The following is a 10453-nucleotide window of genomic DNA, read 5'->3' as shown; positions in this document are numbered from 1 at the left end:
AGAGGCACCGCCTCACTTAAAGTCCGGATGTATGGCTGCAACCTTATCCCGTCTGTGTTTTCACGAATTGAGTGCTTGGCATACTGGGGGCGTCCATGTATGAGCAGGCTTGCCCTGCGCTGGGCTGTGGAGCAGCCCCACTCCAAACAACGTGGTTACCTGGCAGGCGCTTGGCTTGGGAGCCATTTCGCGGTCCAGCGCGGGACAAACCTGCTTACTGCAAGAACCTCATTCATCAGTACTGTGAACCACCACTAACAACTGGGCCTGCACCGGCCCCACCGAGCGGATGCGGTGCGGCTTCTGCGCGTTGAAGTGCAGCGCATCGCCGCGCTCAAGGGTCACGCGTTCGGTCATGAAATCCACTTCCACCTGGCCTTCGTGCACGAACAGAAACTCTTCCCCCACGTGTTCCTTGAAGGTCTTGTCGGAGAACTCCGCGGGCGGGTAGATGATAAAGGGCAACAGGCTGCGTTCGCTGACCTGATGGGCAAGCACGGCATAGCCCGGCGAGGTGTCGGGGCGCTCATGGCTGCGCACCAGGCTGTAGCTGTCGAGACTTGCGCGTTCCTCGCTGAACAACTCCTCGACGTTCACGTTGAGGGCCTTGGCCAATTTCAGCGCGGCGGCGATGGACGGCGTGTTGAGCCCGCGTTCCACCTTGGACAGGTAACTTTTGGTCATCCCGGACTTTTCCGCCAGGGTCTCCAACGTAACGCCAAGTTTTTTTCTCAATAATTTCAAACGGATAGACATGCGCTGCGATTAATCCATGCAGGAAACGATGAGCCGTGCTTGCCAATGACACTTTGTGTCATATAGCATCTTTAGTGTCATTTGCGTTCACCCAACGACCTTGCGAGCAGCGGGAGACCAGCAAATCCGACGTCCATTGCAACCCTCAAAGGACACCGATATGGCCAAGACATTAGCGCTCCCCAAAGACCAACTGGTCAAGCATGCACTGACCCAGATGCAAAACACCCTGGCGGATAATACGTGGACCGACCGGCAAAAGCTGGCGCTCACTTGTCGCATCCTGTTCGACCATGGCCACGACTCCGGCCTGGCCGGGCAGATCACCGCACGCGGGCCAATGCCAGGCACCTATTACACCCAGCCGTTAGGCCTGGGGTTTGACGAAATCACCGCCAGCAACCTACTGCTGGTCAACGAAGACCTGGAAGTACTGGAAGGCCACGGCATTCCCAACCCGGCCAACCGATTTCACACCTGGGTATACCGTGGCCGCCCGGATGTGAATTGCATCATCCACACCCACCCTACCCATGTCGCCGCGCTGTCGATGCTAGAAGTGCCGTTGCAGGTCTCGCACATGGACCTCTGCCCGCTGTACGACGACTGCGCATTCCTGCAAACCTGGCCGGGTGTGCCGGTGGGCAATGAGGAAGGGGCAATCATCACCACGGCCCTGGGGGACAAACGCGCGATTCTGCTCTCGCACCACGGCCAGTTATCGACCGGGGCAGCCATCGAGGAGGCCTGCGTGATCGCGCAGTTGATCGAACGCGCGGCCAGGTTGCAGTTGCTGGCAATGGCGGCCGGGACGATCCAACCGATCTTGCCGGAACTGGGGCGCGAGGCCCATGACTGGATCTCCAAACCCAAGCGCCACGGCGCCGCGTTCAACTACTACGCACGGCAGACCCTGCGCCAGCACGTCGATTGCCTGAACTGAAGCCCCCCCTTTTTGACCGGAGAATTCCCATGTCCAGCCTCAACATTCACGGCATCATCGGCTACACCATCACCCCCTTCAGTGCCGATGGGCAACGCATCGACTTCGACGCGCTCGGCCGCTCCATCGACCGCTTGATCGCCGGCGGTGTGCATGCCATCGCGCCCTTGGGCAGCACCGGAGAAGGCGCGTATCTGAGCGACGCCGAGTGGGACGAAGTCAGCGCCTACAGCCTGGAAAAAGTCGGCAAACGCGTGCCGACCATCGTCAGCGTGTCCGACCTGACCACCGCCAAAGCCGTGCGCCGCGCGCGCTACGCCGAAGCCCATGGCGCCGACGTCGTGATGGTGCTGCCTGCCTCCTACTGGAAACTCAGCGAAGCCGAAATCCTCGCCCACTACGCCGCGATCGGCGCCAGCATCGGCGTGCCCATCATGCTCTACAACAACCCGGCCACCAGCGGTACGGACATGTCGGTGGACTTGATCCTGCGTATCGTGGAACAGGTCGACAACGTGACCATGGTCAAGGAGAGCACAGGCGATATCCAGCGCATGCACCAGTTGCGCCGTCGCAGCGATGTGCCGTTCTACAACGGCTGTAACCCACTGGCGCTGGAAGCCTTCGTGGCCGGCGCCAAGGGCTGGTGCACGGCGGCGCCGAACCTGATCCCAGCGCTGAACCTGGCGTTGTATGACGCGGTGCTGGCCAATGACCTGAGCCAGGCGCAGGCCCTGTTCTATCAACAGTTGCCGCTGCTGGACTTCATCCTCAAGGGCGGGCTGCCGGCGACGATCAAGGCGGGCTTGGGCTTGACCGGTTTGGAGGTGGGAGACCCGCGGTTACCGGTGTTCCCGCTGGGCGATACCGCACGCAATCAACTCAAGGGCTTGCTGGAAGCCGTTTGAATCAAAACGCCCCGGTTCCTGCAAGCCGGGGCGTTGGCTTTACCTCTGCAAACGTCAGGTCTTGTCCTTGATCGTGGTGCTTGGGCCATTGCTCTTGACGCTGGCAATACCCTGGTCCCGCGCCGCTTCTGAAGAGTACTGCTCACTGGTGCCAATCACTTGGTGGTTGGCCGCCTTAAGGTTGAAGTACGGCTTACCGTTCTGGGCCAGTTTTCGCTCATAGCGCTCGTCATGCGGGCTGTTGGTCTGCACGGAAGCAATGCCGTTTTCTGCAGCGCTGCGGGTGGCGTAAAGCTCGCTGGTCAAAATGGTTTCTGCGTTCGCCGCCTTCAGCACAAAACGAAACTGCCCGTTGCTGCTTTTACTCAACTCATACCATCCAGCCATGATTGTGTTCCTTCGAAGTGGGATTTCGTTTACCAGCTCGTAGGATTAAAGGCTAAGCACCCCGTATTGCCAGCCTGAACAGGCGTCCGGTATTTACCTGGAGACAAATGACAATAGTTCTCGATATCATTCGCGACGTTTTCCACAGCCTACGTCGTCAAGAAGGATATCCATGTCTCGTCCCAAGCCCGACCCGCTGTCGGCCGATGCCTTTCGCGGGTTTTATGCAGACATTCTGCATTTCCTGCGCAAGCGCACCGACAACGTCAGCGACGCGGCGGACATGACTCAGGACGTGTTCACCCAATGGCTGGATTACCGCGACCGAGCCAAGGTCGAGCAGCCTCGGGCGTTTCTGTTCCAGATGGCACGCAACCTGCTGCGTGACCACTGGCGCAAGCAGAAGGTGCGCCAGAGCGTACATGGCGAACAGGCCGACAAGCCCTGCGAGTCACTCACAGACGAGCAAAACGAACCCATGGCCGCCGCCCTGCGCCTGCAACGCCTGGAACAGTTGAAAGAAGTCCTCGCCGAACTCTCGCCCCGCCGACGAGAAGCCCTTATGCTGCACCGCTTCGAAGGCCTGAGCCAGGCGCAGATCGCTGAGCGCATGGGCATTTCGACCAGCATGGTGGAAAAGCACATTGCCTTTGCCCTGCTGCATTGCAAGCGACGCCTTCAACACGACCCCGGCACGGAGCAGCCAGAATGAACCGCCTGAGCGACACCGACAGCCTGGATATCGAAGCCAGCGATTCCATCGATGCCCAAGCCGCCAGTTGGTTTGCACGCAACCGTGAGGACACCGGCCGTGCCGACCGCAAGGCCTTCGCGGCCTGGTACGCGGTGCCGGCCCACGCCCGTGCTTATGCCGAGTTCGAACAATTGTGGGCCGACCTGGCCCAATTGCAGCAACTGAACAAACCCGTGGCGCTGGCGCCCCGTAAGTCGTCCCCGTGGCGTCCGGCGCTGGCGGTGGCCGCCGCCGTGTTGTGCGCGGTGATGGCGACGCACCTCGGCACGCCCCGCGAGCTGTATCACACCCAGGTGGCGGCCCAAGCCAAAGGCACGCGCACCCTGAACCTGCCGGATGGCAGCACGCTGTACGTGAACGCTAACACCCGCCTGCGCGTGGACTTCAGCGCCCACCAGCGCATCGTGCACTTGGATCAGGGCCAGCTGTATATCGAAGTGGCCGCCGACAAGGAACGGCCATTGTTCGTGCAGGCGGGGGAAGCCCGCGTGCGGGTGGTCGGCACCGGTTTCGATGTGCGCCGCAGCCCGCAACAACTGGTGGTCAGCGTTGCCCACGGTCAGGTCGCGTTCGAACCCACGGCCAGAAGCCCGGTCGCCATGCTCGGGGCGCAGCAACGCGCCGGTTACAACTATGCCAAAGGCACGCTGGTGCAATCCTCCCTCACCGACGAAACGGTGGCAGATTGGCGCAGCGGGCACCTGGCGTTTCGCAATCGCGAGCTGGCCAGCCTGATCGACGAAGTGAGCCTGTACCGCCCTCAGGCACCGTTGCAGGTCAGTCAGGCAGTGGCGCAGTTGAAGGTATCGGGCAACCTGGATGTGAATGACCCCGATGCGCTGCTCAACGCCCTGCCCGCGCTGCTGCCGGTGAAAACCGTGACGCTGGCCGACGGCGCGATCAGGATCGAACCGAACCGTTAACCCGCAGAGCGCCACACTTGAGAATATTTTGCATTCGCATGTGTGGATTTTTTCTGCAGCCCCGTCTTCCTCCCGTCTGCGTTTGATACGCACGCCTTTTTGGCCATTTAGCCACCCTGGGGGATTTCATGTTTCGCGCGCCTTGCCTTGCTCTGCCGTTGTTTCGACCGACCCTTGCCGTCACCTGCCTGGCATTCAGCCTCGGCGCCCAGGCCGAATCGTTCACCCTGCATCTGCCCGCCCAGCCATTGGCCGCGTCCCTGAGCCAAGTGGCGCAGCAGACCAAAATCCAGTTGCTGTTCGACGAGACCCAGCTCAAGAACGTACAGGCGCCGGCACTCAACGGTGACTACAGCGCAGAGACGGCAATCCGCAACTTGCTGTCCAATGGCGAGTTCATCCTGATCAAAGTCGGCAGCACTTACGTGGTCAAACCCGAAGAGGCCAGGACCACCACCAGCGGCGCGATCCAGCTGGAAGCCCTGAGCGTGATCGGCACCGGCAATGAAGTCGACTCCAGCACCGTCGGCCGCTCCACCTTGAGCCAGGCCGATATCGAGCGCTACCAAGCCAATAACATTCCCAGCCTGCTGCAGACCCTGCCCGGGGTCAGCCAGGGTGGCTCGCTCAAACCTGGTGGCCAGACCATCAACATTCGCGGTTTCGGCGATGCCGAAGACGTGCCGCTCACCGTCGACGGCGCCACCAAGAGCGGCTTCGAACGCTACCAACAGGGCACGGTGTTTATCGAGCCCGAGCTGATCAAGAGCATCGAAGTAGAGAAAGGCCCCAACTCGCCCTTCACCGGCAACGGCGGCTTTGGCGGCACGGTCAACATGACCACCAAGGACGCCCCGGACTTGTTGCAAGACGGCCGCAACAGCGGCGCGATGCTCAAGTACGGTTACTCCAGTAACGACCACGAGCAGGTCTACAGCAGTGCCGTGTTCGGTCGCACCGACGACGGTCGTTTCGACGCCCTGGCCTACCTGACCAAGCGCGATGGCGACGACATGAAGGTTGCCGGTAAGTTGCCCAACGAAAATAACCAGTACCCGATCAACCCCCAGCGCCTGCCCAACTCTGCCCAGAACGTCGATGGGCAGTTGTTCAAGGTCAATGCGCACTTCACCGATGAACACAGCGTCGGCCTGTCCTACTCGCGTTCCCACAGCGATCGCTGGACGCCATTTTCCGCCGCCAGCTACCCCACGCCACCGACGCAGGCCAATATCGACCGCTACGGCTATGAAGGCGCGTTGAAGCGGTTCCTGGCCAACCGCGATACGGTCGACACCACTTGGTCCGGCAAGTACGAATACCAGCCCCTGGATAACCCGCTGGTGGATCTGACCGTTAAATATTCGCAGTCCGACACCGAGCAAACCGACGAGCGCACCGCCACGGCGTTTTTCCAACTGGCCAGCGGCGGGCGCCGGATGGACACCGCCTACACCGACAAAAACCTCGACATCCGCAACGTCAGCCTGTTCGACACCGGGCCGCTGCAGCACGCGGTCACCGTCGGCACGCAGATCCGCAAACACACGCGGGAAACCGAGATGTGGATGCCTGGCACCACCTACAACACGCCGCGCTACAACTACGGGCATTTCCAGCCGGGCTTCATGCCCCACGGCAAGGTCGATACCAACAGTTTCTTCATTCAGGATGCGGTAACCCTTGGCGACGTGACGGTCACTCCGTCCTTGCGCTACGACCATGTGCGCAACCGTGGCGAGGCCAACGATGCACCGTACTACAGCAACCCCAACCCGGCAGTCGGCCATGACTACAGCGACCGCACCTACACCGGCTGGTCGCCCCGTCTGGCGCTGTTCTGGACCGTTACCCCGCAGGTCGGGCTGTTCGCCAACTGGAGTCAGACCTGGCGCGCCCCGGTGATCGACGAACAATATGAAGTGCAGGGCGTGGGCAGTCGCACCGCCACCAGCGTCGATCTGGACCCGGAACGCATCACGTCGATCACCGTGGGCAACATCACCAGTTTCGATAACCTGATCGCCCAGGACGACAGCCTGCAAGTGCGTACCACGCTGTTCCACAACAAAGTCGAAGATGAAATCTTCAAGGCCACCGGCGTCGGCTGCCAGAACCAGGCAATCAATGGCGGCACGATTTCCACGGCCTGCCCGCCGGGGCCGATGTCCAACTACCGCAATATCGGCGGCGTGACCATCAAGGGTTTCGAGGTGGAATCGTTCTATAACTCCACGTACCTGTTCGGTTCGGTGTCCTACGCCTACACCACCGGCCAGCATGAAGGCGCCTACACCAACCCTTGGGGGCCGAACGTATCGGCGCGGGACATCCCGCCGACCAAATGGGTACTGGTGCTCGGCACCCATATTCCGGCGTGGGATGCCCAAGTGGGATGGATGGGCCAGTTCATCGGCGCCACCGACCGCCTGCCCAGCGACAAATACTCCGGCGGCCCCGGCAGCAGCGTCGGCGATACCTTTTACGACCAATACAACAACAAGCGCTACAACACCCAGGGCCTGTTCGCCAAATGGAAACCGCAGCAGGCTTACCTCAAGGGCACCGAAGTCAACTTCACCCTCGACAATATGTTCAACAATAACTACCGCCCGGCCCTGAGCGGCGATCGGGCCTACACCAAGGGCCGCGATGCGAAGATCAGCGTCACGCGTTTTTTCTGAACAACTGTACGGATAAATCCGCACGCAGCTGTAGGCCCTTGATCGGCGGGGGTTGTGGCTAGATGGGCATTCCATGAAGCCCTCTGAATTCCGGCCCCCCTTATGAGTTCGCGCGAAAACACCGGCATGGCCCTCGGCCTGCTGGGCGTCATCATCTTCAGCCTGACCCTGCCCTTCACCCGCATCGTGGTGCAGGACATCCACCCGTTGCTCAACGGCCTGGGTCGCGCGTTATTCGCTGCGGTGCCGGCGGCAGCGCTGTTGCTGTGGCGCCGCGAGCGTTGGCCCACTTGGCGTCAAGTGCGCGGCCTTTGCCTGGTGATCGCCGGGGTGATCCTGGGTTTTCCGGTGTTGTCGGCCTGGGCCATGCAAACCTTACCGGCGTCCCACGGTGCGCTGGTCAACGGTTTGCAACCCTTGTGCGTGGCGCTGTATGCGGCGTGGCTGTCCCATGAACGACCGTCCAAAGCCTTCTGGGCCTGCGCGGCGCTGGGCAGTGGGCTGGTGCTCAGCTATGCGCTGATTACCGGCGCCGGCAGTATTCAAGCCGGCGACCTGCTGATGCTCGGCGCCATTGCCGTGGGCGGCTTGGGATATGCCGAAGGCGGCCGATTGGCCAAGGAGATGGGCGGCTGGCAGGTGATCTGCTGGGCATTGGTGCTGTCGACACCGTTGCTGATCGGCCCGGTGTGGTACCTGGCGGCGCAGCATCAGGGCGCGATCTCGGCGCGCACCTGGTGGGCGTTCGGCTATGTGTCGCTGTTCTCGCAGTTCCTCGGTTTCTTCGCCTGGTACGCCGGGCTGGCCATGGGCGGCATCGCACGGGTCAGCCAAATTCAACTGCTGCAGATCTTCTTCACCATTGCGTTCTCGGCGCTGTTCTTCGGCGAACAGATCGAGCCGATTACGTGGGTGTTCGCCTGCGGGGTGATCGTGACGGTGATGCTGGGGCGCAAGACAGCGGTGCAGCCTGCGCCAGTGCCCAAGCCCAGCGCAGTTTAACGGCGGGTGCCCAGGTAACCATCCGCGCGCAGCAGGGTTTCCAGGCAGTGTTCGGTGATGTGGTAGTACGCCTTGAGGGCCTGGATTTTCTCCAGTAACGAGGCGTTATCCACCGGCTCGGCGCGTTTGACCGCCAGGATCATCTTGTTCTTGTTGGTGTGTTCCAACGAGATGAACTCGAACACTTTGGTCTCGTAACCACAGGCTTCGAGGAACAGCGCACGCAGGCTGTCGGTAACCATTTCCGCCTGCTGGCCCAGGTGCAGACCGTATTGCAGCATCGGCTTGAGCAGTGTCGGGCTCTGGATCTGCAGGCGGATCTGCTTATGGCAGCACGGCGAGCACATGATGATCGATGCGCCGGAACGGATGCCGGTGTGGATCGCATAGTCAGTGGCGATGTCGCAGGCGTGCAGCGCGATCATCACGTCCAGCTCGCTGGGCGCCACGCTGCGCACATCGCCGCATTTGAACACCAGCCCGGGATGTTCCAGGCGTGCAGCGGCGCTGTTGCACAGGTTCACCATATCTTCGCGCAGTTCGACGCCGGTGACCTGGGCTTCAGCATTGAGGGTATTGCGCAGGTAATCGTGGATGGCAAACGTCAGGTAGCCCTTGCCCGAACCGAAATCGGCGACCCGCACCGGCTGATCGAGTTTCAGCGGCGACGAGGTCAGCGCATGGCTGAACACCTCGATGAATTTGTTGATCTGCTTCCACTTGCGCGACATCGATGGGATCAGCGCCTGCTTGGCATCGGTCACGCCCAGGTCGGCCAGAAACGGCCGGCTCAGGTCGAGAAAGCGATTTTTTTCGCGGTTATGCTCGGCCGACGGCGCCTCACGCAGTTGCTGCGGCTTGCTCTTGAACAGCGAACTTTTGTTCTTCTTGCTGTACTCCAGCTGGGCTTCGTCGGTCAGCGCCAGCAAGTGCGCGTTCTTGAACGACGTCGGCAACAGTGCGGCAATTGCCGCGACGCCTTCGGCTACGGGCAGGTTCTTGGTGATGTCGCGGGTTTTGTAGCGGTACACAAAGGACAGGCACGCCTGCTCCTTGACAGTCACCGGTTTGATAATCAGCCGTTGCAGCTCGGCTTCGTCACCGACGTACTTGGCCAGCACCAGCTTGATAAAGGCATTGTGCGCGAGGCTTTCGCCGAGCAGTTCGATGAACTGGGCGTGATGATCCGGCGCAGGGCGGGCGGGTTGAGCGGTGACGGACATGAACAAAAACGCCTCGGGCTGGGAATGCCGGGCATTTTAGGGGGGATGGAGGCTCAGGGCACGGAGTTATTTGATCAACGGTACTGCACTTGAACACTGCTGGGGCTAAATGTGGGAGGGGACAATCCCCCTCCCACACTTTTTGATCGCGGTGTTTGGGCTACTCAAGTACCACCAGGCGATTGGGCAGTTCATTGCGCGCCTGGGTCACCGGCACATGCACCTTGAGCAACTCGCCACAGGCTTCGATGCAGGTAATGAACCCGGCCAGGGTCTGGCCTTGTTTGACCTGCTGGGTGAAGGCTTGGACGATGGCGTCCCAACGGCTGTCGTCCAGGCGCTTGGAAATGCCTTCATCCACCAGGATTTCCACGTAGCGCTCAGCCTCGCTGACAAAAATCAGCACCCCGGTACTGCCCACTGTGTGGTGCAGGTTCTGCTCCAGAAACTGCCGACGCGCCAGGTTGGACGCGCGCCAATGCCGCACTGAGCGTGGGATCAGGCGCGTGGTGACTTTGGGCAAGCGAAACACCAGGCAGAGCACAATGAACGTCGCCCACTGCGCCAACAGCAAGGTGTACATGGTCAGGTAGCCGGACAGGTAATGCACCACGCCCGGCACCACCAGGGCGATCAGGCTGGCCCACAACAACGGGATGTACGCGTAGTCATCGGCACGGGCGGCCAGCACCGTCACCAGCTCGGCGTCGGTCTGCTGCTCGACCCGGGCGATCGCTTCGGCGACCTGGCGTTGTTCGTGTTCACTCAGTAGTGCCATGGTTGTAGATGCTCTTTTCTCGTTATTGTCATTACCATCCGCCCGAGGCCCCGCCGCCGCCGAAGCCACCGCCGCCGCCTCGGAAACCACCGCCC

General features: G+C 61.2%; 10 protein-coding genes. 6 read left to right on the top strand and 4 right to left on the bottom strand.

The features are described from left to right. Positions 1-228: 228 nt before the first annotated feature. Complete coding sequence (locus tag ABX75_RS27640; RefSeq protein ID WP_034112362.1) at positions 229-756, bottom strand: helix-turn-helix domain-containing protein; 528 nt, start codon at positions 754-756, stop codon at positions 229-231. 160 nt (positions 757-916) lie between these two features. Here ABX75_RS27640 and ABX75_RS27635 point away from each other — a divergent pair, with 160 nt between their 5' ends. Both ABX75_RS27635 and ABX75_RS27630 read left to right on the top strand, forming a co-directional pair. Continuing rightward, entirely contained in the window at positions 917-1699 is a 783-nt protein-coding gene (locus tag ABX75_RS27635; protein WP_034096351.1) for an aldolase, read from the top strand. Between the two features lie 29 nt (positions 1700-1728). Further along, positions 1729-2607, top strand: a complete 879-nt coding sequence (locus ABX75_RS27630; RefSeq protein WP_047883097.1) for a dihydrodipicolinate synthase family protein — start codon at positions 1729-1731, stop codon at positions 2605-2607. A 54-nt stretch (positions 2608-2661) separates the two neighbouring features. Here ABX75_RS27630 and ABX75_RS27625 read toward each other — a convergent pair whose 3' ends face one another. After that, positions 2662-2994, bottom strand: coding sequence for a YegP family protein (locus ABX75_RS27625; RefSeq protein WP_034096349.1), 333 nt, complete (start codon positions 2992-2994; stop codon positions 2662-2664). A 172-nt stretch (positions 2995-3166) separates the two neighbouring features. Between ABX75_RS27625 and ABX75_RS27620 the strand changes: the two genes are divergently transcribed. From ABX75_RS27620 to ABX75_RS27605, 4 genes are all read left to right on the top strand, one after another. After that, positions 3167-3706, top strand: coding sequence for an RNA polymerase sigma factor (locus tag ABX75_RS27620; protein ID WP_040267552.1), 540 nt, complete (start codon positions 3167-3169; stop codon positions 3704-3706). Continuing rightward, positions 3703-4671, top strand: coding sequence for a FecR domain-containing protein (locus ABX75_RS27615; RefSeq protein WP_034096347.1), 969 nt, complete (start codon positions 3703-3705; stop codon positions 4669-4671). Before ABX75_RS27620 ends, ABX75_RS27615 begins: the two co-directional genes overlap by 4 nt. Before the next feature lie 128 nt (positions 4672-4799). Further along, positions 4800-7355 (top strand): TonB-dependent receptor, encoded by a 2556-nt coding sequence (locus tag ABX75_RS27610; protein WP_047883096.1) that lies wholly within the window; start codon positions 4800-4802, stop codon positions 7353-7355. A gap of 102 nt (positions 7356-7457) precedes the next feature. Then, positions 7458-8357 (top strand): DMT family transporter, encoded by a 900-nt coding sequence (locus tag ABX75_RS27605; protein ID WP_034096345.1) that lies wholly within the window; start codon positions 7458-7460, stop codon positions 8355-8357. Here ABX75_RS27605 and ABX75_RS27600 read toward each other — a convergent pair. Together ABX75_RS27600 and ABX75_RS27595 are read right to left on the bottom strand one after the other, a co-directional pair. Next, positions 8354-9580, bottom strand: coding sequence for an SAM-dependent methyltransferase (locus tag ABX75_RS27600; protein WP_047883095.1), 1227 nt, complete (start codon positions 9578-9580; stop codon positions 8354-8356). The two genes, ABX75_RS27605 and ABX75_RS27600, sit on opposite strands and share 4 nt — an antisense overlap. Positions 9581-9740: 160 nt before the next feature. Further along, a complete protein-coding gene (locus ABX75_RS27595; protein WP_034112348.1) occupies positions 9741-10358 on the bottom strand; it encodes a TPM domain-containing protein in 618 nt (205 codons plus the stop codon). Positions 10359-10453: the final 95 nt, after the last annotated feature.

This window comes from Pseudomonas sp. ARP3, from assembly GCF_001029595.1.
In the GTDB taxonomy this organism is placed as follows: Bacteria; Pseudomonadota; Gammaproteobacteria; order Pseudomonadales; family Pseudomonadaceae; genus Aquipseudomonas; species Aquipseudomonas rhodesiae.
This window is presented reverse-complemented; position numbering and strand designations above follow the sequence as displayed.

What these genes read in the sequence shown, in the direction of transcription:
- ABX75_RS27595 (WP_034112348.1), bottom strand. Translation starts at nt 10,358, where the DNA reads ATGGCACTACTGAGTGAACACGAACAACGCCAGGTCGCCGAAGCGATC.
- ABX75_RS27640 (WP_034112362.1), bottom strand. Translation starts at nt 756, where the DNA reads ATGTCTATCCGTTTGAAATTATTGAGAAAAAAACTTGGCGTTACGTTG.
- ABX75_RS27605 (WP_034096345.1), top strand. Translation starts at nt 7,458, where the DNA reads ATGAGTTCGCGCGAAAACACCGGCATGGCCCTCGGCCTGCTGGGCGTC.
- ABX75_RS27625 (WP_034096349.1), bottom strand. Translation starts at nt 2,994, where the DNA reads ATGGCTGGATGGTATGAGTTGAGTAAAAGCAGCAACGGGCAGTTTCGT.
- ABX75_RS27610 (WP_047883096.1), top strand. Translation starts at nt 4,800, where the DNA reads ATGTTTCGCGCGCCTTGCCTTGCTCTGCCGTTGTTTCGACCGACCCTT.
- ABX75_RS27600 (WP_047883095.1), bottom strand. Translation starts at nt 9,580, where the DNA reads ATGTCCGTCACCGCTCAACCCGCCCGCCCTGCGCCGGATCATCACGCC.
- ABX75_RS27620 (WP_040267552.1), top strand. Translation starts at nt 3,167, where the DNA reads ATGTCTCGTCCCAAGCCCGACCCGCTGTCGGCCGATGCCTTTCGCGGG.
- ABX75_RS27630 (WP_047883097.1), top strand. Translation starts at nt 1,729, where the DNA reads ATGTCCAGCCTCAACATTCACGGCATCATCGGCTACACCATCACCCCC.
- ABX75_RS27615 (WP_034096347.1), top strand. Translation starts at nt 3,703, where the DNA reads ATGAACCGCCTGAGCGACACCGACAGCCTGGATATCGAAGCCAGCGAT.
- ABX75_RS27635 (WP_034096351.1), top strand. Translation starts at nt 917, where the DNA reads ATGGCCAAGACATTAGCGCTCCCCAAAGACCAACTGGTCAAGCATGCA.